General features: G+C 41.4%; 20 protein-coding genes. 15 read left to right on the forward strand and 5 right to left on the reverse strand.

All coding sequences use genetic code 11. The features are described 5' to 3' along the window. Nucleotides 1-65: 65 nt before the first annotated feature. Together LC605_RS10525 and LC605_RS10530 are read right to left on the reverse strand one after the other, a co-directional pair. A complete protein-coding gene (locus tag LC605_RS10525) occupies nucleotides 66-3,485 on the reverse strand; it encodes a PAS domain S-box protein (RefSeq protein WP_229547497.1) in 3,420 nt (1,139 codons plus the stop codon). A gap of 1,897 nt (nucleotides 3,486-5,382) precedes the next feature. Next, complete coding sequence (locus LC605_RS10530) at nucleotides 5,383-5,616, reverse strand: DUF4327 family protein (protein ID WP_229547498.1); 234 nt, start codon at nucleotides 5,614-5,616, stop codon at nucleotides 5,383-5,385. A 307-nt stretch (nucleotides 5,617-5,923) separates the two neighbouring features. On the opposite strand from LC605_RS10530, the gene LC605_RS10535 reads away from it, so the two are divergent. After that, on the forward strand, nucleotides 5,924-7,156 hold the full coding sequence (locus LC605_RS10535) for a cysteine desulfurase-like protein (protein ID WP_229547499.1): 1,233 nt from the start codon (nucleotides 5,924-5,926) through the stop codon (nucleotides 7,154-7,156). A 560-nt stretch (nucleotides 7,157-7,716) separates the two neighbouring features. On the opposite strand, the gene glp is transcribed toward LC605_RS10535, so the two are convergent. After that, nucleotides 7,717-8,958 (reverse strand): gephyrin-like molybdotransferase Glp, encoded by a 1,242-nt coding sequence (gene glp / locus LC605_RS10540; RefSeq protein WP_229547500.1) that lies wholly within the window; start codon nucleotides 8,956-8,958, stop codon nucleotides 7,717-7,719. A gap of 353 nt (nucleotides 8,959-9,311) precedes the next feature. On the opposite strand from glp, the gene LC605_RS10545 reads away from it, so the two are divergent. The 13 genes from LC605_RS10545 to LC605_RS10605 all read left to right on the forward strand — a co-directional run bounded on the left by LC605_RS10545 (nucleotide 9,312) and on the right by LC605_RS10605 (nucleotide 19,570). After that, a complete protein-coding gene (locus LC605_RS10545; RefSeq protein ID WP_229547501.1) occupies nucleotides 9,312-9,869 on the forward strand; it encodes an RDD family protein in 558 nt (185 codons plus the stop codon). Between the two features lie 43 nt (nucleotides 9,870-9,912). Next, on the forward strand, nucleotides 9,913-10,107 hold the full coding sequence (rpmG, locus tag LC605_RS10550) for a 50S ribosomal protein L33 (protein ID WP_094333178.1): 195 nt from the start codon (nucleotides 9,913-9,915) through the stop codon (nucleotides 10,105-10,107). 2 nt (nucleotides 10,108-10,109) lie between these two features. Continuing rightward, on the forward strand, nucleotides 10,110-10,325 hold the full coding sequence (gene rpsR / locus LC605_RS10555) for a 30S ribosomal protein S18 (RefSeq protein ID WP_012411240.1): 216 nt from the start codon (nucleotides 10,110-10,112) through the stop codon (nucleotides 10,323-10,325). 175 nt (nucleotides 10,326-10,500) lie between these two features. After that, entirely contained in the window at nucleotides 10,501-12,561 is a 2,061-nt protein-coding gene (locus LC605_RS10560) for a ribonuclease catalytic domain-containing protein (protein WP_229547502.1), read from the forward strand. A 56-nt stretch (nucleotides 12,562-12,617) separates the two neighbouring features. Further along, entirely contained in the window at nucleotides 12,618-12,902 is a 285-nt protein-coding gene (locus LC605_RS10565; protein WP_229547503.1) for a type II toxin-antitoxin system ParD family antitoxin, read from the forward strand. Next, nucleotides 12,902-13,207 (forward strand): type II toxin-antitoxin system RelE/ParE family toxin, encoded by a 306-nt coding sequence (locus LC605_RS10570; RefSeq protein ID WP_229547504.1) that lies wholly within the window; start codon nucleotides 12,902-12,904, stop codon nucleotides 13,205-13,207. Before LC605_RS10565 ends, LC605_RS10570 begins: the two co-directional genes overlap by 1 nt. A gap of 214 nt (nucleotides 13,208-13,421) precedes the next feature. After that, nucleotides 13,422-14,264, forward strand: coding sequence for a 2-isopropylmalate synthase (locus LC605_RS10575; protein ID WP_229547505.1), 843 nt, complete (start codon nucleotides 13,422-13,424; stop codon nucleotides 14,262-14,264). A 723-nt stretch (nucleotides 14,265-14,987) separates the two neighbouring features. Further along, nucleotides 14,988-16,352, forward strand: a complete 1,365-nt coding sequence (locus LC605_RS10580) for an AAA family ATPase (RefSeq protein WP_229547520.1) — start codon at nucleotides 14,988-14,990, stop codon at nucleotides 16,350-16,352. After that, nucleotides 16,352-17,098: a ParB N-terminal domain-containing protein gene (locus tag LC605_RS10585; protein WP_229547506.1), complete on the forward strand. Its 747-nt coding sequence runs from the start codon at nucleotides 16,352-16,354 to the stop codon at nucleotides 17,096-17,098. The genes LC605_RS10580 and LC605_RS10585 overlap by 1 nt, the downstream gene beginning before the upstream one ends. A 33-nt stretch (nucleotides 17,099-17,131) precedes the next feature. Next, entirely contained in the window at nucleotides 17,132-17,887 is a 756-nt protein-coding gene (locus tag LC605_RS10590; RefSeq protein ID WP_229547507.1) for a hypothetical protein, read from the forward strand. A gap of 359 nt (nucleotides 17,888-18,246) precedes the next feature. Continuing rightward, nucleotides 18,247-18,504 carry a hypothetical protein gene (locus tag LC605_RS10595; protein ID WP_229547508.1) on the forward strand — a complete coding sequence of 86 codons (258 nt, stop codon included), beginning with the start codon at nucleotides 18,247-18,249 and terminating at the stop codon, nucleotides 18,502-18,504. Between the two features lie 119 nt (nucleotides 18,505-18,623). Next, on the forward strand, nucleotides 18,624-18,932 hold the full coding sequence (locus LC605_RS10600) for a DUF3181 family protein (protein WP_229547509.1): 309 nt from the start codon (nucleotides 18,624-18,626) through the stop codon (nucleotides 18,930-18,932). A gap of 422 nt (nucleotides 18,933-19,354) precedes the next feature. Next, entirely contained in the window at nucleotides 19,355-19,570 is a 216-nt protein-coding gene (locus LC605_RS10605) for an acetyltransferase (RefSeq protein ID WP_229547510.1), read from the forward strand. A 187-nt stretch (nucleotides 19,571-19,757) separates the two neighbouring features. Here LC605_RS10605 and LC605_RS10610 read toward each other — a convergent pair whose 3' ends face one another. Continuing rightward, complete coding sequence (locus tag LC605_RS10610; RefSeq protein ID WP_229547511.1) at nucleotides 19,758-20,240, reverse strand: ABA4-like family protein; 483 nt, start codon at nucleotides 20,238-20,240, stop codon at nucleotides 19,758-19,760. 831 nt (nucleotides 20,241-21,071) lie between these two features. Beyond that, nucleotides 21,072-21,788: a heme oxygenase (biliverdin-producing) gene (locus LC605_RS10615; protein ID WP_229547512.1), complete on the reverse strand. Its 717-nt coding sequence runs from the start codon at nucleotides 21,786-21,788 to the stop codon at nucleotides 21,072-21,074. Between the two features lie 433 nt (nucleotides 21,789-22,221). On the opposite strand from LC605_RS10615, the gene LC605_RS10620 reads away from it, so the two are divergent. Further along, a complete protein-coding gene (locus tag LC605_RS10620; RefSeq protein WP_229547513.1) occupies nucleotides 22,222-23,064 on the forward strand; it encodes a DNA adenine methylase in 843 nt (280 codons plus the stop codon). Nucleotides 23,065-23,390 lie beyond the last annotated feature (326 nt).

Consider the following 23,390-nt stretch of genomic DNA (forward strand, 5'->3'; position numbering starts at 1 on the left):
AACCGTATTGGGATCTAGAACGTTTTGCTACCAGGAAAAGGACTTTTCAAACATCCTCTTAGGAATTAGGAAAATAGGTGGTGCAAACTGTTCAATAATTCTCTGGCTGTATAGGGTTTTGATAAAACTGCTTGGACATTAACTTCCTCTGCTTGAGCAAACACGTCCGTTGAGTTCAGTCCGCTACAGAGAATAATTTGAACCTGCGGGTTCATTTTTTGCAAGGTGCGAATGGCGGTGATTCCATCCATCTCCGGCATCATTATATCCATCACTACGGCATTGATTTGATGCTTGTGTTCGGCATAAAGTGCGATCGCCTCTATGCCATTGCTGGCAGTAAGTATCTTATAGTTATGGTTTTCTAGAATGATTGTGGCAATCTCGCGAATTTCGGCTTCATCATCTACAACTAAAATCAATTCTCCCTTTCCTGGTAGCAGATCCAGGTGTTCTATCTCCAACTCTTGGGTTACTTCCACTGCTGGTAGAAATACCTCAAATTTGCTACCTCTACCAACATTGCTAGACACTTCGATAAAACCGTTGTGGCTTTTAATGATGTCCAGCACTGTTGAAAGTCCGAGTCCCGTACCTGCATTTACCTCTTTTGTGGTGAAAAATGGCTCAAAAATTCTATCTAATATTTCTGGCGGTATCCCAGTTCCATTATCGGCGACAGTAATCACAATATAATCGCCAACTTTGGCATTGAGATTCATTTTGGTATAAGCTTCATCAATAAACTTATTTTCCACAGAGATTTTGATATTGCCGCCATCTGGTAAAGCATCGCGGGCATTTACAATCAGATTCATCAACACTTGATGCAGTTGTGTCGTGTCCCCAGCGATCGCCCAAATATCTTTTGGGATAAATGTGGAAAATTCAATAGATTTGGGAAATGTGTGTTGAGCAATTTGGATAATTTCTGAAATCAAGTACTGGACTTGAATAATTGTTGGCTCTCCTTTATATCCTCGCGCAAAGGATAAGATTCGTTTGACTAGAGCTGCTCCGCGTTTGGCGTTGATCTCTACAAGTGTCAGCAGTTGCGCAGAACGCTCCTGATCTTGGACAATTTTTCCCTGTAGCAATTGAGCTGCTGCCATAATTGGTGTCAATATATTGTTCAAGTCGTGGGCAATACCACCTGCTAGAGTACCAAGACTTTCCAATCGCTGGGTGCGAAAAAACTGCTCTTGGAGTTGTTTCTTTTCGGTGATGTCAGTGTCAACAGTCAGGATAGATTTGGGTTTTCCGGCAGGATCACGCATCAATGTCCAACGGCTTCCCACAACAATTTTCTGACCGGATTTGGTCACTTTATATAACTCACCTTGCCACGAGCCACTCTCAATTACGCTTTTTAATGGTACTTCCAGTTGCTGCCGAGTTTCTGCTGGGTACAAAATCTCGTGGAGGTCTTTTCCGATCACCTCAGTAGAGAGCCAACCGTACATCCGCTCTGCACCTTTATTCCAGAATAAGATTTGAGATTGGAAATCTCGAACTAATATCGCGTCGGTGGCAATATCAAGTAGGGCGGCTTGTTCGGAGATTTTTTGTTCTGCCAGTTTGCGCTCGGTGATATCTTCAGCGATGCCACCATAGTAGCTAGCTTTTCCTTGGTCATTATAGACAGTAAAGCTCCGATTCCAAATCCAGCGCACCGATCCATCAGGTCGCAAAATTCGATATTCTACTGAAGCCGACTCACCATTAAGCTGTTGTTTGGCAACATTGGCGAGGCGATCGCGATCTTCTGGATGAACTGCGTCTATCCAGGACTCAGGCTGCTCCAATAGACTTTGGCAAGAGCGACCCCAAACCTTTTCATAAGCAGGACTAACGTACAAGACTCGGAATATATTATTTTGGTTGGTAATCCAGATAACTGCGTCGGTATTTTCGGCAAAAGTACGAAATTTCTCCTCGCTCTGACGCAATGACTCTTCAGCCAGTTTGCGCTCGGTGATATCTTCGGCAATGCCACCATAGTAGTTAATTTTTCCTTGGTCATCATCGACAGCAAAGCCCCGATTCCAAATCCAGCGCACCGATCCATCCGGCCGCAAAATCCGATATTCTGTTGAAATAGATTGACTACCACTAAGTAGTTGCCAGATTTTTTGGGTGGCGCGATCGCGATCTTCTGGATGAATGTTGTCTATCCAGGAGTCTGGATCCTCAAACAGATGCTGGGAAGTTCGACCCCAAATCTTCTCATAAGCAGGACTAATGTACAAGGGTTTAAATGAATCTAGGCTACCAATCCAGATGAGTGCGTCGGTGTTTTCGACAAAAGTGCGAAATTTCTCCTCACTTTGGCGCAGTGCAACTTCTGCAAGTTGGCGTAAGCGAAGCTCCTCGTAGACATCCTGTAGCGCCGCTTGCTGTTCAGTAATATCTCTACCTAACCCTTGGATTTCAACAACCTCTCCTTTGTGATCATGAATTGCCATCGCATTCCATTGAAACCAGCGAATACCGTTGACTGTCAATGCACGTCGCTCACGATTAGTCAAGTGATAGAATGAAGATCCTAAAGTTGTCATATCTTCCGTCACTTCAGACAAATCATCTGGATGAAGAAACTGGAAAAATGACTGACCAGCAAACTCATGTTGTGTCCAGCCGAAGGTTTGACAAGCAGCCACATTGGCAAAAGTAATCTGCCCTTGCAAATCAACGCGGATAATTATGTCAGTTTGGCTTTCCACCAGATGACGATAAAGATTTTCCTTTTGTTGTAATGCAACTTCTGCGCGTTGGCGATCGCTAATTTCTTGTTGCAACAGGATGTTGGACATCATAAGTTCTGCTGTCCGTTTTGCCACTCGTTGTTCTAACTCATCGGAAGCTTGGCGCAGTAATTCCTTGGCCTGTTGGTGTTCGCTAATATCGCGAATTAACCAGCGCCAACCAACTTGCTTACCCTCTGAATCGTACATGACAGAGGCTCTAATACTAGCCGGGAAAGCTTTACCTCTCCGTGGTTTGAAGTAAGCTTCCCACTGCTGTACCTGCTGCGAATTATTCAGTTGGGTAATAAAAGTCTGACGGTCTTGGGAAGCAATAAATAAAATTAATGGTTTGTTTATTAAATATTTTTGGCGGACAGCCAGCAAGGTTGCGGCGGCTCGGTTAGCCTCTTGGATAATACCTGCGGTATCAGTTACCAAGTAACCATCAGGAGCGAACTCAAATAAATCTTGGTAACGTTGGCGCTCCAATTCTACTAGCTCACGGGCAATTGCCAACTCTTCGTTTTGTTGACGCAGTTCTTCTTCCACTACCTGGAGTTCTTCGAGAGTTTGCTGAAGTTCCTGATTAACTTCCATGAATCGCATAGTTAATTCGCCAATTATAATGAGTTTTTTAATATCACGACGACTAGCAGAAGCTAGAGTTAGTAAATTGTTAAAAATTAAGTTTATTTTCGCTGAGAGAAAATCAAGCAGATGTCTTGATGCCCACGCCATAATACACCATGTAAATCTTGCAAGTCCTAAAACAGGAGAGACAATGCAAGTTAGTAATAAACCGAGTCAGTATATAGACTTTTAGAGTCGGTGAACTCATTCTATTGTCAAATTAGAGATAGAGGAACTGTGATTTCAAAACATTAGGGACTTCCAGTAAAAAAACACCCCATTCTAGGGGCCCAAGGTCTTGCGCCCCTACAAATCGACAAATCAATTGGGATAATTTATTTTTTGCAAGTCCCTTATGCACCAAAACCTTCGAGTGGTGTGTTACAGCTTCTGCAACACACTCTTGACCAGATGTCTGTTGATCAGTGGAAATATTAAATCCATATTCCCCACCAATACTGCTGGGTTAAAAATGTTCGTGGCGAAACCCAATCTACACATTTTTATTTTTTAAGCAAAACCTACAAAGTGTCGTTTTGCACACTTCATTTTGTAATCTTTCAACATTACAAACGTGGGGCTAATGGTAGTTGAGTAGCGATGTCTAGGACGCGCTACGCCTACACCAAAAGTATGTAAACACTATAGTAAAAATTAAGATTTATAAAAACAAAATTTTATCAAAAAAGTAAAGGTTCAAAACCCTAAAATCACAGCTAAGGGACTGACAACAAATAAATTACCCAATCTTGTGGGGTAGGCAATACTGCGTAGGTTTTGCCCAAAAACCTTAACCCGTGTAGGTTGGGTTGAGGAACGAAACCCAACATTTGGGGGGCTCTGTTGGGTTTCCCAGAGTCTCAACCCAACCTACGATTTTCCAAAACCTACGCAGTATTGGTGGGGTAGGTATCTTGCCATTGGTGTCAACTTAACGTGAAACCCTTGCAATGGCCTCATACCAAGTCTGACTTTTCACGGCATTTGGAAGACCTCTCTTCTATTTCTCTCTCCTAAAAGGAGAGAGACTTTGAATTTCCCCCTTCCCGTATCGGGAAGGGGGTTAGGTTTTTGGTAGACTTTTCCACATAACCTGAATTGTCAGATACCAAGTCTACTCAATTACTAATTATGCTCTGGCAACCCCACCCCGCTTTTGTCTAGTGACAAAATCTCCCCTCCCCGTGAACCTACGGTGTACACACAAGTCTGAAAAAGTTTGATTAACGAAGGTTTTACCCCACCCTAACCCTCCCCGTATGTATTGGGGAGGGAACTGGATTTCTTGTTTCCCCCCAATCTATCGGGGGGATTAAGGGGGGTAATTGGACTTGTGTGTACACCGTAGCCCCGTGAACGGGGAGGGGATTGAGGGGTGGGGTAAAATGACTGTGGAATGAGCTTCCTGACTTAAGTTGACACCAATGGCATCTTACCCACCCCACAAGAAGTAGTTGAGTATTTTTTAGGACTTACGCAAGTGTCACAAAAAATAAAAGCTTTTAGTTTGTAGTAAGGGCTACCCTACGTACGGAAACACTCCGCGAACGGGACAGGAGCCAATACTGCTCGGTTAAGCCCAAAAACCTTAACCCGTGTAGGTTGGGTTGAGGAACGAAACCCAACATTTGGGGGGCTTTGTTGGGTTTCGCAGAGCCTCAACCCAACCTACGATTTTTCAAAACCTACGCAGTATTGGGACGGGAGCATCTCACCTTTGCAAATATACCTGGCGATTAGAAATCACGGCTATACAGACAAAACCCACCGACCTGGGTTTCAAATTCTTTGAGTTTGCGTAGGCGGACGAAAGTTTGTGTAGCCGCGAATTCCATTGGCCAGGGCAAGGGTGTTTTTACACTCATTGAGATGCTCCCGTCTGAATCCCCCACTAATTGATTCTGATTCCTGACTTCTGGCTTCTGGATTCTTCTTCAACTTCTATTTTTAGAAAAATTTAATTTTAGGACGAGTCTAGTGTGATTCTGCTAATGAGGTTTAGCTTCTAGATGCAGCCTGAATCGTCTTCCCAAGATTCATGATTGAGTAGGTCGATAATTCTATCTCTGAGTAGAAATTCATTTTTTTCTAACTCAAGCTCCAAATTAACCCAGTCATGATGAGGAATATATTTACAAAGGGTATAAATTGACTGCTGACGGTTAACAAGTCCCCTTTTAACAAGTTCAAGCGCTTCTTCCTGAATAACCTCGATGCCGTATTTAACTGTAGTGTTCATAGCTCGTTCCTTTATTTTTAATCAAGGAATTAAGAATTAAAACAATAGTTGCTTTGACTCTATCTTAAACTTATCAAATAAAATTAGCGACAATTGTGAAGAATCAAGACATTAACCCTTGCTGGAAGTTAGATATCTTAGTAAGATACTCTTTGAGTCCCAAAATATACCCTCTTGAGAGAGATTCTTGCAGAGCAAGAAGGCTGGCACAATCAGCTGTAAATACCAAAATAGGATGTAGATGCTATCTGGGCAACTTGCCAAAAGGTAGGCTAGGGTAAAGAACATTCTCTAGAGGATTTATATTATGCTCCTGAATATTGATAAAGTTCGCCAATATTTTCCCGCTCTCGCTGGGGAATGGGCTTTTTTTGATAATGCTGGCGGGTCACAAACTCTGAAAAAAGTAGTAGATAGAATTAGCGAATTTCTCCTAAGTTCTGATGTCCAGTTGGGAGCTTCTTATGCAGTTTCCCAACTTGCAGGAGAAAGATTGGCGAGAGCAACAAGGGGAATGGCTACTTTGATTAATGCTAATTCTTCTAAAGAAGTGGTCATGGGCCCATCTACTACAATGATGTTGAAAGTCCTCTCAATTTGTCTGGGTCAAACCTTCACGCCGGGTGATGAGATTATTGTGACTAATTGTGACCATGAGGCCAATATTGGTGCTTGGCTCGCTCTGGAAAAACAAGGGATGAAGGTTAAAGTATGGCAAGTTCGTCGGGATAGTTTGGAACTTCATTTAGCAGATTTAGAACCACTGATGAGTCAGCGCACCAAACTGGTAGCCCTGACTCATGCTTCTAATGTTCTGGGAACCATCAACCCCATCAAAGAAATTGCTGCCTTTGTACACGATCGCAACGCGATGATTTGTGTGGATGGTGTAGCTTATGCACCCCATAGATTAGTTGATGTGCAAGATTTAGATGTTGATTTCTATGCTTTGAGTTTTTATAAAGTCTATGGGCCACATCATGCTTTACTTTATGGCAAAGAAGAACATCTATTAAGATTGCCTAGTCTTAATCATTATTTTATTGAACAGACAGATATACCTTATAAATTTCAGCTAGGGAATGTCAATTTTGAATTAAGTTATGGAATGTTAGGTTTATGTGATTATTTAAGTGAATTAGCACGACTCCACTATGGGAATGAAACTGCACCTGATTTGAGAAATCAGATGGTGCAGGCGTTTGATTTAATTAGCATACATGAAGAAAAGATTAGCGATCGCCTACTAAATTACCTCAACAGCAAGTCGAATGTGCGAGTGATTGGTCAATCAAAGGCTGATTGCCAATGTCGTGTGCCAACTATATCTTTTGTCGTCGATGGGATCAATAGCTCAACCATTCCGACAAAAATTGACCAACATTACATTGGGATTCGCTACGGAGACTTTTATGCTAAACGGCTGATTGAATACCTGGGGTTAGCATCCCAAGGTGGAATAGTTCGGGTGAGTATGGTGCATTACAACACCATTGAGGAAGTTAACAGCTTGATTGAAGCGTTTGAGCAGACATTTTAAGTGAACTGTATTGAGACATAAACCACCAGGAACTGAAGTTCCTGGCTCATAGCTAAAGTCCGTTAAAACGGACTATAACCCAATACGCTTCACTTAAGCCCAAAATCCTTGGTAGAGACGCGAAATTGAACTTCGTCCCGCTACGCTAACACGTCTCTACAGGTCTACACAAACGAAGTCCACCTTGGTGGACTAAGGAAAAATTAAGGTTTTTAACCCAATATAGTTCAGTTAAGCATTTCTTTCTTCTCTTTGCGCCCTTTGCGTCCTTAGCGGTTCGTAAAAAAAACTGACTTTTATTGCAATACGCTTGGGTTAAGGATTTTCTGGAGAACCATAGGCCTGTAGAGACGTTGCAATGCAACGTCTCTACACTGTCCAGTGGACAAGGGTTTTAGTCTTAACCCAAGCGTATTGGTTTTTAACCTGCGTAGGCAGGTTTTGTTTGTGTAGCCGCACCTGTGCCAGGGCTTTTCAAACATCCTCTTAGACAACTTTCGCTATAAGAGAGGTGAATTCATTCTGAGGCGGGCTAGATGAGAATGAAATAGCCCTGCCCATTACCCATTACTAAGCTGCAAAACTAGCACCTCTTCTTGTGGAGAAATTAATGTTTTACCTATCGGTAGAACAGCCAAAGCATTAGTTTGAGCTAAATTAATTAAATTGCCGGAACTATGACTACCACCAGCTTTGTGAAATTCGTGAACTCCATCAATTAAATGCAATTTACCCCAAAGGTAAGTTTCGCGCTGACCATGCGATCGCAATTCATCATGCGATCGCACTTTCAAAAATACTGGCCCCCAACCTTCACTAATTCCCGAAAGTTTCTTGATTGCTGGTAGGACAAACCGCCAAAATGTCACCAACACAGCAGCAGGATTTCCTGGTAAACCAAAGTATAGTGCTGAGTTTTGAGTTGGGAAAGTGGCGACGGTGAGGGGTTTTCCGGGAGTAATTTGGACAGCGCGAATGTGGATTTTTGCTTGTAGTGACTCTAGAATTTTGTCAACATAGTCATAATCTCCCACCGAGACACCACCAGAAGAGATAACTAAATCAGCGATCGCAATGGCGTGGGTAATAGACATCTCCAGAGCAACTGGATCATCCTTAACAATACCTAAAATTAACGGTTCTGCGCCAGTTTGTCTCACCAACGCGGCGATCGCATACTGATTAGAATCCACAATTTGCCCTGGTTGTAGCGGTTGATCAATTGCTAATAACTCATCACCAGTAGAAAAAATTGCCACACGCGGACGGCGGTAAACACGTAATTGCGAACATTGTGCTGCTGCCAATACGGCAATTTCTGGGGCATTTAACTTAATTCCTGCTGGTAGTAGTTGTGTTCCAGCTTGGTAAAAAGCTGCTTTGTGTCTGACAAATTCTTGCGGTTTTGGCGCATCCAGGATAAATACCCGCTTGTCTTCTTGGCGTGTCTTCTCTTGCATGACTATAGTATCCGCACCTGCTGGAAGTACCGCACCTGTAAAAATCCTTGCTGCTTGCCCTGTTTGAATGGTAGACTTGGGCTGGTAGCCAGCCGGAATCTCTTCAACAATTTCTAAAACGGCTGGTTTTTCAGTGCTAGAGTGCTGCACATCTTCGTAGCGAGCTGCATAACCATCCATTGCCGAATTATCCCAATGGGGAAAATCTAGTGAACTGGTGATCGGCCTAGCCAAAATGCGACTATCGGCTGCTAATAAATCTACAACTTCTGTATCCCGTTGATCATCCAACGGTTGCACCAAATTTAAAATAATTGCTTCTGCATCGCTGACTGATAACATCGCGATCGCCTCCAACTTTTTTCTTTATATCGTAAAGTAACGCGGATTTTGTATCCTAGTTAGAAATCACCCAATCTTGTGGGGTGGGCGACACGAGCGCCCCACAATCAGCAGTTGAGTATTTTTTTATTTGGAAGTCCCTAATATAAAAAACAGGAGCGATCGCTATTTCCCAACCCCTAAATAAGTTTGTGCGAAAAAACCAAAGTATGTTACGAAACATAAAATAGGCTTAAAACCCTTACTAATGACCAATGACAAAGGACAAATGACAAATGACAAAGGACAAATGACAGCCTTAGCCAGTTAGCTTTTATTGCGCCGACCTACTTAAATAAAAATACCTATTTTGTATGACTATCGAACGACTTCCCCAAAAACACTATCCCAAGGCTGAGATTGGGCGGCGAAGTATGGCATTAGGACTTGATTTCCTTGCTGTCTGGTTAGTCAGTTCCCTACTGGGAGGCGGAGATATCGGGATTCAATTGGTACAAATCCTAGTTTTTGTGATATTTTGGCTAGTTTTGCGGGTGCTGCTGGTATATAACAATCAAGGGCAAAGTTTAGGGCGTTGGGCGTTCGATTTAAAGGTATTGTCAGTGGAAGATGGGCAAGTAATAGGCAGAATTCCAGATTTGCTCTCACTGGTGAAGCGAGAGGTGATTATTGGCTTGGGTGCCCTTTTCGTGTCAATTGCCCTGAGCAATATTAGAGCCAATCCCACTGCTATACTCCTAGTACTTCCCCTAGCTATTGATTGTGGCACTGCCTTCTCTGATACCCAGATGCACCAGGCTTTACACGATCGCTATTGTGGAACTTTCATCGTTTCGTCGCGTCGTGGCTACTCCCTCGATATAAAAATTAAAAGATTAGTTGAAAATATGCGGCGAAATGTGAGAAGATAATCATTTGTGTTAATTCTCTTCAGGCTTCACTGTTTGTAAGATTATGGCTAAAAGTAAAGGTGCCCGCATTATCGTGACACTAGAGTGTACCGAGTGTCGGACAAATTCAGACAAGCGTTCGGCTGGTGTTTCACGCTATACCAGTACCAAGAATCGCCGCAACACCACTAACCGGCTAGAACTGAAAAAGTTCTGCACCCACTGCAACAAACATACCGTTCACAAGGAAATTAAGTAGAGATGAGTTATTTCCGTCGTCGGCTTTCTCCGATCAAGCCAGGAGAACCAATCGATTATAAAGATGTTGATTTATTGCGTAAGTTTGTCACCGAGCGGGGTAAAATACTGCCACGTCGGATTACTGGGCTGACATCTCAGCAACAGCGAGAGTTGACATTAGCAATTAAGCGATCGCGGATTGTGGCTTTGTTGCCATTTATCAATGCGGAAGGCTAAAAATAGTTATGAGTTATGAGTTATGAGTTATGAGTTATGAGTTATGAGTTAACTCCTCACTCCTAACTAATTTAAAGTTATGAGTTATGAGTTATGAGTCATCAATTAACTCCTCACTCCTAACTCCTCACTCCTAACTAATTTAAACTGTTTACCAAATTAAAGTGCGAGAGTTGTGGAGAAGGGGACGCTAGTTGAATTTAGGGTTCAAGGCGATCGCCGTCTGGGCATCGTAGAACGTCCAGACGGTAAAACCCGCTGGTTTGTGATAGACGAACGTGGTCAATCCTACAGCCTCGCGCCTAGACAAACAACCTATACAGTTACCGGACAGACTTACAAATCCTCTGAGATTGCCAGCTTTTTGGAGGAGGTCAAGCCCTATTTAGACCCATCTGCCTTGGAAGTAGCTTGGGAATTACTGGTTGAAGATGGGGAAACTTTCACCCCAGAGCAAATGGCAAATCTGCTATTTTCGCAATCAGACCCGCCTGCTTGTTACGCTGCCTATTGCTTGTTATCAGACGACAAACTCTATTTCAAGCAAAAAGGAGATGCTTACGAGCCTCGGACTGCTCCTCAAGTCGCAGAACGCAAGCACCAACTGGAAGTAGAGGTACTAAAAGCTAAAGGACAGCAGGAATTTTTAACTCGTGTAGAGCAGGCCCTCAAAGGTGAAGCAGTCGAGTGGGGGCGCCACGATCGCCAGCGCTTAGAAGGACTAGAAAAATACGCAGCCCTACTTGCTGACACGGTGCGGACGGGGGTAAATTATGACTCCTTGGCTCGCGCTTATCCGCCCAGCGCTCCAGTATTAGAAACAATGACCTTGCTGGGACGACCCACAACACCCCAAGGAGCCTTTCAACTATTGGTAGATTTGGGTTGCTGGAGTCCTTATGAAAACTTGTTCCTGCGTCGTTCTTCAATTCCGATTCAATTTCTTCAAAAGGTATTAGAAGTGGCGCAACAGCGTTTGGATTTCCCGCCCATTGACTCAGATACAAACCGCCTTGATCTGACTCACCTGAAGGTTTACACCATTGATGATGAAACTACCACAGAGATCGACGATGGTCTAAGTTGGGAAGTACTCCCCAATGGACGGGAACGCCTGTGGGTGCATATCGCCGATCCCACTCGATGGTTAGTACCGGAAGATGAATTAGATTTGGAAGCCAGAAAGCGGGGTAGTACAGTCTATTTACCTACGGGGATGATTCCCATGTTCCCAGAGGTATTGGCAACTGGGCCAATGAGTCTGATCCAGGGACGGGTTTGTTGCGCCCTCAGTTTCGGGATTGTTTTAGGTACAGATGGGGTAGTAGAAGATTACAGCATTCATACCAGCTTGATTAAGCCGACTTATCGCCTCACCTACGAAGATGTCGATGAAATGCTGCAATTACGGGTACAAGCAGAACCGGAAATTGCGGCGATCGCTACCTGGGCACAGCGCCGCAAAGCTTGGCGTTACGCTCAAGGGGCAATTAGCATCACTATGCCCGAAGCGACGATCAAAGTCAAAGGTGACGAGATCAACATTGATATTTTGGACGATTCCCCATCACGGCAAGTCGTAGCAGAAATGATGATTCTTGCCGGTGAAGTTGCGGCTCGTTATGGTAAAGCTCATAACATACCTTTGCCCTTTCGCGGTCAGCCACAACCAGAATTACCTCCAGATGAAGAATTGCTCCTACTTCCGGCTGGATTCGTCCGCGCTTGCGCCATGCGTCGTTGTATGCCCAAGAGTGAAATGAGCATTACGCCTTTGCGTCATGCTGGCTTGGGTTTGGATACTTACACCCAAGCAACCTCCCCCATCCGCCGCTACAGTGACTTGCTTACCCACTTCCAACTGAAAGCTCATTTGCGCGGTGAAGTTCTGCCATTTTCCGCAGAACAACTTAAAGAAGTGATGATGACTGTCACCAGCATTACCCAAGAGGTGACAATGGTGGAACGGCAAACTAATAGATATTATGCTCTAGAGTATTTACGCCGTCATCCAGAGGAAACTTGGGATGTAACAGTGTTGATGTGGCTGCGCGAAGACAGCAACTTGGCCCTAATTTTGTTAGAAGATTTGGGCTTGCAGTTACCAATGACTTTCAAACGTTCTGTAAACTTAGGCGAACAGATATTGGTGAAAGTTAGCCACGCCGATCCACAAAAAGATATGATCCAGTTTCAAGAAATAATTTATCAAGAAGCTCAAACATCGCCGAATTAACCTTGAACCAACCCTTTTCAGTTAGCATATAGAGTAAATGGAATGAGGTAATAGTTGTGAACATATCTTTGACCCCAGAACTAGAGCAGTTGGTTAAGGATAAAGTTAATAGCGGTCGATACCACTCAGTGAGTGAGGTGATGGGTGAAGCACTGAGATTGCTAGATGAACGCGATCGCATTCGAGAGCAGCGCCTAGCAGAATTGAAAGCTAAAATCCAAGTTGGTATTGAAGAACTCGAACGTGGTGAAGGAATAGATGGTGAAGAGGTATTTGCAGAAATAGAGGAAGATATCCGACGCGCTGAAGCTCAAATGCAACAAGCAGAGGCGGCTAAATAATGAGTAGGTGTATTTTAGCGCCTTCAGCTAGATTAGATTTGAAAGAAATTAGCAGCTATATTACCCGCTTTAATCCTGGTGCAGCTCGAAGACTCAACAAAAAAATTATCCAGCAGTGTAAACTGTTGGCTAATTTTCCTAACATGGGGCAAAGTTGCGATAATTTTGCCAGAGGTTTACGGAGTTTCCCAGTAAAAGATTACTTGATATTTTATCGTCCCATTGTTGACGGTGTGGAGGTTGCACGTATTCTCAGTGGTTATCAGGATTTAGAGACAGTTTTCTTAAGTGAGGATATTCCTTAAGATTGTATTTGCTCTAAGAGGATGTTTGAAAAGTATTAGGCGAATATAATTCGCTACTACACAAAGGAAGTCCACCTTGGTGGACTAACGAAAAATTAAGGTTTTTAACCTGCGTAGGCAGGTTTTGTTTGTGTAGCCGCGACTTCTAGTCGCCCGGCGAGTAATAAATTAGACTTTTCAAACAACCTCTAAGCGATCGCTTTGTCTAGCCAATATGTCACAAAATCATAATAAAGTAATTATTTTTGATACCACCATGCGTGATGGAGAACTTACGCCTGGTGTCAAGATGAATCTGCAAGCAAAAATTACCATCTCCCAATTGCTCGAAGAAATGGGAGTAGATATTATTGAAGTTGGTTATCCAGCAAGTTCTCAAAAAGATTTTGATGAAGTCTTTAATATTTCTAGAATAGTTAAAAATTCTATTATTTGTGGTCTAGCAAGTTCCAATCTCAATGAAATCATCACTCTTGCTGAAGCAATTAAACCAGCGATAAGAGGTAGAATTCACACTTATACTCCCGTAAATCTGAAAAATCAATCTAAATTAAGCAAAGAAGAAGTATTAGCAACAATCAAAGATAGTGTATCTCTAGCACGCAATTCCTGTGATGATGTAGAATGGAGTGCTTTTGACGCTCCCAGAAGTGAGCCTGATTTTTTGTGTAAATCTATTGAAACTGCAATCAAGAGTGGTGCTACTACTGTTAGTATTCCTGATAGCTTAGGTTTGGCATCGCCACAAGAGTTTTCGCAACTTCTGCAAATGATTTTTAATCGAGTACCCAATATTAATGAAGCTGTCGTTTCAGTACATTGTCATGATGATTTGGGTATGGCGGTAGATAATTCACTCATTGCTTTAAGTTGTGGTGTGAGGCAAATTGAATGTGCAATTAATGGCTTGGGTGCGAGAAAAGGTAATGCAGATTTCAGTCAAGTTGTGACAGAGGTTTTAAAACAGGGGAATTATCAACTTGAGATTAACACTTCGTTAATGAATAAAGCAGCAGAGTTAATTTTTCAAATAACTGGGATTAGAAAAGCAAAATAGACATCTGGTGAAATTAAATATGCGTTACCCAGAACCCTTGTAGAGACGTAGCACTGCTACGTCTCTACATTCTTTTCCCTCACCCCCCAGCCCCTCTCCCATGTTTGAGAGAGGGGAGAAATAATTCTAGTTCCCCGAATCCCATGTTTGGGAGCTACGGTGTATACACAAGTGACTTATTTTTAGGACTTACGCAAAATCATGAAAAAACGAACCGCCATCGCGTAGCGTCTCCCCTTCTCCCAAAGGGAGAGGCTAGCGCCAAGGGAGAAGTACGCCAAGTACGCCAAGAAATAAGAGTTGCAGAGAGTTTTTGCGTAAGTCCTGATTTTGCTCAAAGCGCTCTCAGCCCTAACAAGAACAGCCCCAACCCTTCAACAGAAGGAGAGTCAATCTTCAAAGCCCCTCTCCGCTTCGGAGAGGGGTTTGGGGAGAGGTCTGCCGACTTGTGTATACACGGTAGATGTTTAAGAGAGGGGAGACATAAGGCAACTCCAAGAAATAAATTATCCTAAAGCCCACTTTTTAAGTGGGATATAAGACTTTGAAAATACGCCCTAGCTTTCAAAATTGGTACTTTAACAGCACAACTACTAACTTTATGATGATTTTTTAGCTTTTTTTAAGTGATTTATATCACACCTAATAAGAAAGACTATGCCATAATCTAGCAAATATCAGGTTTTGTTTCAAATCCAAGAATTATTTAGAGGTAAAAAAATATTGCCTTTTAATCCTGAGCTGTGCCGTAACGAAAGCGAAGTTGAAAGCAAACTCATAGTGCAATATTTGCTACCGCAGCTAGGTTATACTCCTGACACCTGGCATCAAGAAGTTGCCGTTGGTAGTATCCGCTTAGATTTCTTAGCATTTGCCGCACAAGTGATTCCCTTTGTTTTAGATGCCAATTCGCCGTTGAGTGTCGTCATGGAGGCAAAGCATCCCAAACAAAACTTAAATAATCATGTTATCCGACTCAGGCATTATTTAACCAGTTTGCATATCAAATATGGATTGCTGACTAATGGCAAAGAAATCAGAATTTATCAAAAATTGCAATATGATATTCAGCTAGTATTTCAATGTTCTGGCAAGGAAGTTGAAGCAAGAATAGAGGAAATTAAAGGTTTAATTGCTAGGGATAGTTTCAAAAGTAGGCAGTTTAAGAATAATTTGGAAATTCCAGTAAATGGAAATAATTCAATTATAGAAACTCAGAAAGAAAATTCAATGAAGATAATCGCAATCTATCACAACAAAGGCGGCGTTGGTAAGACAACTACAGTAGTTAATCTGGCTGCTGCTATCCGAAAAAAGGGTAAAAGAGTTTTAGTAATTGATTTTGATAGTCAAGCTAACACTACCTTTGCCACAGGCTTAGTCAAATTTGATGATGAAGAATTTGATGATATCAAGGATTCTAACCTTCTTCAAATATTGCAATCTGAAGAACTTTATCCTATTTCGGAAGTAGCCAGAAAATCTAATTTCTGTAATCCTGAAATTGATGTTGTTCCTGCGCACATCGATTTGATGAGAAATGAAATTGATTTAAATGCTTTTGAGGGTAGTAGACTGGTACTTATTGATAAGTTAGAATTTGTAAAAGATAAATATGATGTTGTCCTTATAGATACTCCACCATCACTTAATCTGTATGCGAGAATTGCTTTGATTACCTCCGACTATCTTATTATTCCGTCTGATCTAAAACCTTTTGCAAACCAAGGATTAACAAATGTTAAAGAGTTTATCAAAGGTATCAATACATTTAGAAGACAAATAAGAAAACCTCCTATTGAAACTTTAGGTATCCTTGCTTGTAAGATATCTACTAATAATCAATTTGTGAGACATACTTTACCTAAAAGATTAGAAGCAATTCCAAAACGGTATGATCTTCAAGTCATGGATACAGTAATTTACGATAGAGAGGATCTAGCAAAATGTGCTGAAAAATCTCTGATGATAGGAGATATCGAGATAGCTGATCCCGTTTCTGTACTTGATTTTAAGCCAGATTCAATTGCTGCACAAGAATTTGAGTTACTAGCAATAGAAGTTTTACAAAAAATAGGGCTAACTTAATGAAATTGTCCACATCACTTGTTGCTGTCAAAAAAATTACCCCCAGCAAGCCTCGTTCAAATTTTGCAGATGATGATATAGAACAAGCTGCTCAGTTAATTTTAGAATCTGAAGGGGTTATTAACCCTATTGTAGTCCGCAGAACAAGTTTGCAATCTTTTGAAGTAGTAGATGGAGACTTTGAGTATTATGCTGCGGCTAGAGCTAGAGAAATAGATATTCGTAAAGGAGAGATGATTGGAGTATTTATAATTGAGTCGGAAAATGAGGAAACTTTAACTAAGCAAGTTAAATTTTTTAGAAAATCAAAAGATCCTATTGCCAACAATGTATCTGTTAGTTCAGATGGTATTGAACCCCGTTTCATCAAGATAGAATCTCGCATGAAAGACCAAGAATCACGTTCTGAAAAACGCACTAATGGATTGGAAGAGAAGTTGAATGGTCAAATTGAAAATATTTATAACCAACTAAAGGAACTGGAAAATAGACTTCCAAAGGAACTGGAAAATAGACTTCCAAAACCAATTGAACCATTAGAAGCACTTAATACTTGGAATCTAACTAAACTGACTCATAAATTGAGCCGGATTAATGTCAAATCTCAAATAATCGAAAAAATATTCAGTGAACGAGAAGCAAATGGTAAATATTTATCCTTTAGCGATGCCGTTAATCGTATCAAAGGCTTAGGTGACAAAACAATGCTAAAGATTATCGACAGTTTTGCAGAGGGTACTGTCTGACTTTATTCTATAAAGTTAAAATTGGTGGCTAATATGGATAGTCTGGAATCTAAAATTGTTGAAATATTAAAACGTGGAACTCCCATAAAGGCAGTAAAAATTGCTAATATGCTGGGAGTTGAAAGACGAGAAGTCAACCATTACTTATATTCTTCATTAAAGAATATGGTTGTCCAAGATAGTGAGTATAAATGGTCATTGAAGACAAATGAAATAGGTAACAATCAGCGTATCCCAACTCAACCACAAACACCTCAAAACCAATCATCAAAACCTGGAACGCAAAACAACGTCTACAGTTTTACCAAAAAAGAAATTCGACAAGATACTCCGATTCAACCACCAATTCAGCCAAATCAATCCTCACAACCTGTCAAACATGAAAAACTGGAGAAATTTTATCAACAAAATTTTCAACCAAACTCTCAAATTCCATCGTCACAACCTGTAAAGCAAACTAATCCCTATGAAATTGTCACCAGAGAACTTTCTCAATTATCTTCTGAGGAAAAGATAAAAATTCTAGAAAATGCTTTTAGACAAGATAGATATGCAGAACTAGAAGATCAACAAATAAATGCTCTCCAATCAATTTTAGAAGAAGCTAGGCGGGAAGTGAATATAGCCAACACCGCTTATACACAAGGGAAACTAAGCTTTTGGAAGACTAACTCTTTAGCGATCGCAGTCCTATCTATAGCCTTAACTCTGGGTACATTCTTCATGATTAGTCAACTGAGATCCAACTCAACTTACCAACCTACCCCAACTATTCGACAAAATAGGTAGATTCGCCAACTTCTTTGCAGTTTTCCTCTCAGCCAATGCTGTTTATCATTCTTGCACATAGTGGTGCATCAATTCACTTATAACGCCCCCAAAGGTTTAAAGTTGCTACCTCAATTTTTTCGCGCTAACTTACTTAGTACAGCGTTTCATTAATTCGTAGCGAATTCTCTGCGAACCTTTGCGCTTCCCTTTGCGCCCCTACCCTGCGGGAAGGCGAAGCGCCTATGCGTTTAAATTTCAACCCTCAATTCGCCACGATTTTACGCTGCATCTGTACTTAGTTCTCGCAGTCTAATAGTAACGGCTGCCACAAAAACCTTAGAATGAATAGGGTGTATTGAAATCTGTAACAAATATTTATGCCTCCTCGTTGGCCTCGCAAACCCGATCGCAAAGACCCTGATTACCGCAAGATCGATGACCGGATGAATTTTGCCGTCCATGTGGCGATCGCTGCTACTATTAACTCTGGGTTGTGGTTTTTCCACATCTTAAAAGGCACTACCTGGGAGTGGCTGCCCTGGTTCACTGCAAGTTGGACAATATTAGTGTTGGTGCATCTAATTTATATTGCTGCGATCGCCAACTACACCGAAACTCCACCCAAATCCACCTGAAGACTGACTCCTGATGCTGGGGCGATTGTAACCTGTGGTAGTGGAATCAGCCTGTTAATTAAGTGATAATGTAAAAAAGCCTGAGATTTCGCACTCTTTCTGAATGTAGGGTTATTTTTATGGCTAAGACTAACACCACAGAACTACTGGAAGCCCTAGCAGCCGAAATTGGCGAAAACGTCTACATAGACGTTGCCAAATGGCATCTTTATTTATCTAATGCCAAACTCCATACTCTTGTTGCCGAACAACTGTATCCCTTAATTACTTCCAACGCTGTAAATGAAGACCGAGTTTTACAAGTCTTGGCATCGATTCCAATAAAAATTGGCGGCGGTAGACGTGAAGTTCCTTTAATCGATTTACTACCACTGCAATGCCAAGTCACCTTAGTAGATATTCTGGAAAAATATCAACGCGAAATCTAATCGCTAAAACTAAGATTATTTGAATTAGACAATTTTATCGGTTAGCATTCCCTCACTCAAGATGCTGAATTGGGAATGTGTTTACTATGTCAATTTTCTAAAAATACAAATACAGATAGACATAGATGAATCTCGTCTAATTTATAGCGGTTCTCAATTGTGTGAAATACAGACCTAACCCCCACCCCCAACCCTTGGAGGGAAGGGGAGTAAGCCTCAAAGCCTCTCTCCTTTTAGGAGAGAGGTTTGGAGAGAGGTCAAAGTGTATTGCTTTCATTCGAGAAGCGCTATATGTGTCCATATTTGGTAAAATTTTCCTTTAAAAATTAAGGAATATCGACGATCTAAATCAGTTTAGATGTGACCGAGTTTATATTAAGACTCGCTCTGAATTTTCATGGAAACTTATTGAGGCAATTTCTATGCTTTTACAAGTCAAAGATAGTGGTGAATTGGTAAAAATCGTTGAAATTCAGGAATTACTTGACCCTAATAGTGATGTTGTTCATGCAAAAGACCAAGAAGGTCAAGAAGAACAACAAGCTGATACTTTTAAAAAAGAAAATCTTGTTTTTCCTTCAGGTGAAGTTTTACCACGCTGTTGGTTAGATGCCGACTATAGACACGATAACGCTTAATGATTTTCAAATTAGGTAATTAATGGGAGTAAGGGCAATACGCTTCGGTTAGTATGTTTGGTTCTCGGAGATCCCCCCTTTTTTAAGGGGGGCTTTTCGTCCTATTTATCCCGTTTTTAAGATCTCAATGAGCAATGCTGTGCCCTGATGAGTGGTCTGTGATTCCATGCAATTGAGAACCACTATATTATGTGCCAGTTGATGATACTTCTTGTTCTGCTACCGTCGCCGTTTCATTCTGCTGAAACTTCGGGAAAAATGTCTTAGCAATCCAGTCAGTCAAGATGTGAGACAGTAACCCTAAAGGCCCAGCAAACAAAGACAAAGCCAGAGAATGAATTGTCCAAATACCCGTTTTTTGCCCTTCCCAATAAATCCAGCGACCGACGAATAAATCCATCACTAAAAAATGAATCCAACCCGTTGCAGCAGCTGTTTCATCTGCAAAAAATCGCGCAATATCAGCTAGTTGGGGATTGGATAAAGCTTGGGCATTTTCTGGCGTAATGCTGTTGATAAACAAATACAAATACGCCCCAGCCAACAGCATAAAAGGTAAGTATGATGACATAATCTGCCGTGTCACTTTCCAATTTGGCAATAAAATCATCAACGCCCAAAATGGCAATACAAAAAGATTGGCAACGTTAAATAATTGGGAAATAGTCATATTTTTGTCAAGTGAAGGATTTTCAGTTATTATTATTTTTTCGTTTTTCCGTCATAAATGCAAAACAACACACGAGCTTTTCGACCTTGAGGTAAATTCGTACGTACTTCATAAGTTACTTTTCAGCCATTTACTCTAAGTACAGATGCAGCATAAAATCGTGGCGAATTGAGGGTTGAAATTTAAACGCATAGGCGCTTCTCTACGAGACGCTACGCGAACGCCTTCCCGCAGGGTAGGGGCGCAAAGGGAAGCGCATAGGCGCTTCGCCTTCCCGTAGGGTAGGAACGCAAAGAGAATTCGCTACGAATTTATGAAATGTTGTACTAAGGGCGATCGCCCCAATCTCCCAATCCCAAAGCCAGGGTCGATGGAGTATTAGAAAACTTTAAACAAAATCTATTCAGATATAGCCAATAAATGGCTATAATCTCTACTGAGAGCAGTAAGAAGCTACCTCAGACTGATTAAGAAGACCTTAATCAATAAAAAAAGTAATCCCGTCAAGGGATAGGGGATGTCTGGTAGTACATCCAAGGCCACTAATCCCAATATCCAAGGATGTCCATCCTGAATTTGGGGTAGCTTAAACCTAAATTTCAAACGTCTGACTATATTTGACTATGAGATTTGGAACTATACCAATTTTAAAAATAATTGAGGGGCAATCTCCCCATGCTTGCTTTCACCAATAAAAAGCAGTCACAAGGCTATTACCCCTAAATATTTTGAGCGTTTTTAGCTCTTTCCTCCGAAACAGCTATGAATTATCCTTCATCAGGCTGTCTGGATTTATGACTCCACACACCATACTCCGCAATCTCAATACAGTTACTCAGCAGTGACGAGTTCAGTACTACCGCGTGTACGACGCCGTGTAAGGCTGTTGTACAACATGACACCGATCGCCTTGATCAAATTGCCTTCCAATTCCTGGAACATCTTCATGTTCGTGCCAAAGGCGGCGTTAGCTTCATCAACTATGCGATCGGTTGTAGCATCATCAAGGGGTAATTCATCCAAAATTTGACGATACTTGGCTTTGAATCCCTTCTCATCAGGAATCTCTGGAAACTCATAAAAGGCTGTTCCTTGCCCATCAGACAAATTCATCGCTGTTACAGCAATGTTTTTGAGAATTTGTCCCCCGGATAAGTCACCCAGGTAACGGGTATAGGAATGGGCGATTAAGAGTTCTGGTTCTGTTTGAGATATTTCCCGAATGCGCTTTACATAAGCTTCACCTGCGGGAGATAGTTTGATTTGCTCTCTCCAATTGAGACCAAAGTAATAACTCAGGTCTTGCTCTAAGGTATACTTGCGGTTTAACTGGGGAAAGTTAATTTTAGAAACTATTGGGTGCTGGCTATGCTTTTCCATTTCTTCTTCCATCGCTGAGTAGACGAAGTAGAAGTTAGCAACTAGTTTCCGGTAAGAGTTTTTCTCGACTACTCCTTTTAAAAAACACTTGACAAAACCTACATTTTCTGCCATTGTGTGGGCTTTTTTAGTGCCTACACGTAATTTGGTTGCTAAATTGCTGCTCATGCTAAATTTCTCAACTTTAAAAAGTTAACTGCCGGAGTTTTAATTCACTAACGGCTAAAAAAGCCATTAAAACGCTACCTTAAAACTATTTGATGAGAATTTATATTAAAAATTTTTAAGCTGCGATGATTTGGTAGTTTTTTACACAGCAATAAGACTGCTGATTACTGTTACTAATTTGATCAATTCCCTTTGAGTATGCCACAGTATGTAGTACATTGGTACTGCATGAATGCGATCGCGCTGTTTAAAATTTGATACTAAGGCACTAATACCAATTCTTCATGAAGATGCACTAAATTTTTTAATGACGAACCGCAAACGCGAGTGCGTCTCGTTAGAGAAGAACGCCAAGAAAGAAAGGGATAATCATTAAGTGCAAGTTTATAGAGAATTGGTATAAAAAATCCGCTTACTGCTACGATAATTCCTTATGTTTAAAAGTCCATTACGTTATCCCGGCGGTAAGCAAAAGGCAATTCCTCAGATTGCTCACTATCTACCTCCTACATTTAAGGAATTCCGTGAACCTTTTGTCGGCGGTGGTTCTGTATTTTTTCATGTTTTACAGAAGTACCCCAGTATGCCTTGCTGGGTCAATGATCTAAACCTTGAACTGTACTACTTCTGGTATCAAGTCAAAACCAATCTACCAGAGCTAGTTGAGTCAGTCTGGAAAGTAAAAAATCAGACAACAGATGGACGTGCCTTGTTTAAATCTCTCGCAGCCGCAGATACTAGTACCATGAGTCCACTAGAGCGGGGTGTGCGGTTCTTTGTTCTTAACCGGATCAGCTTTTCAGGAACCATTGAGAGTGGCGGTTATAGTAGTGCTTCCTTCAAAGGTCGGTTTACAGACTCTTCGATTGAGCGACTAGCGGCTTTGAATGGTTGCTTTGTTAATAGCCGTGTGAGTAACTTCGACTACAGCACCCTACTTACCGAACCGGGAGAAGATGTATTTATCTTTCTAGATCCACCTTATCTCAGCAAGACTAAATCTAAGCTTTATGGCAAGAAAGGTGATTTGCACACCTGTTTTGACCATTCTCGCTTTGCCAAACTGATGTCGGAGTGTTCACACAAATGGTTGATCACTTACGATAACTGTGAACAAGTGCGGCATCACTTTTCTTTTGCCTACATTTATGAATGGGAGTTGCAATACGGGATGAACAACTACAAACAACCTTATGCTGACAAAGGCAAGGAACTGTTCATCACCAACTATCCAGTTGAATCATACAATTTGCCTACAATTATGGAGGTTGTGTGAGAAGTTTAGAAGTAATGGCGATTTAAGAAACGTGGTTTTGGGTTTTGGCTAAACGCAGTGTGTGAAGTAGTACTTGCTGCGGCATAACAAGCCCCTTGTAGCAGACGCTCGAAAGCTAATGGAAAAAGCCCTCGGTATTATGTCGGGGCTTTTTAAGGGCTGAAAGCATTGATAAATCAAATTTGTTGTGTGGACAAAGTAGTCTTTGATCACATACAAATACCTAAATTAACGATTATTAGCTCGTACACAGTGAGCGATTAAGCAAAAAATAAGAACCGCCTCTAATTTAAGACATTTTTTTCCCAATACGATATGCAATGTTA

The organism is Nostoc sp. CHAB 5836 (assembly GCF_020829445.1).
Classification (GTDB): domain Bacteria; phylum Cyanobacteriota; class Cyanobacteriia; order Cyanobacteriales; family Nostocaceae; genus Nostoc.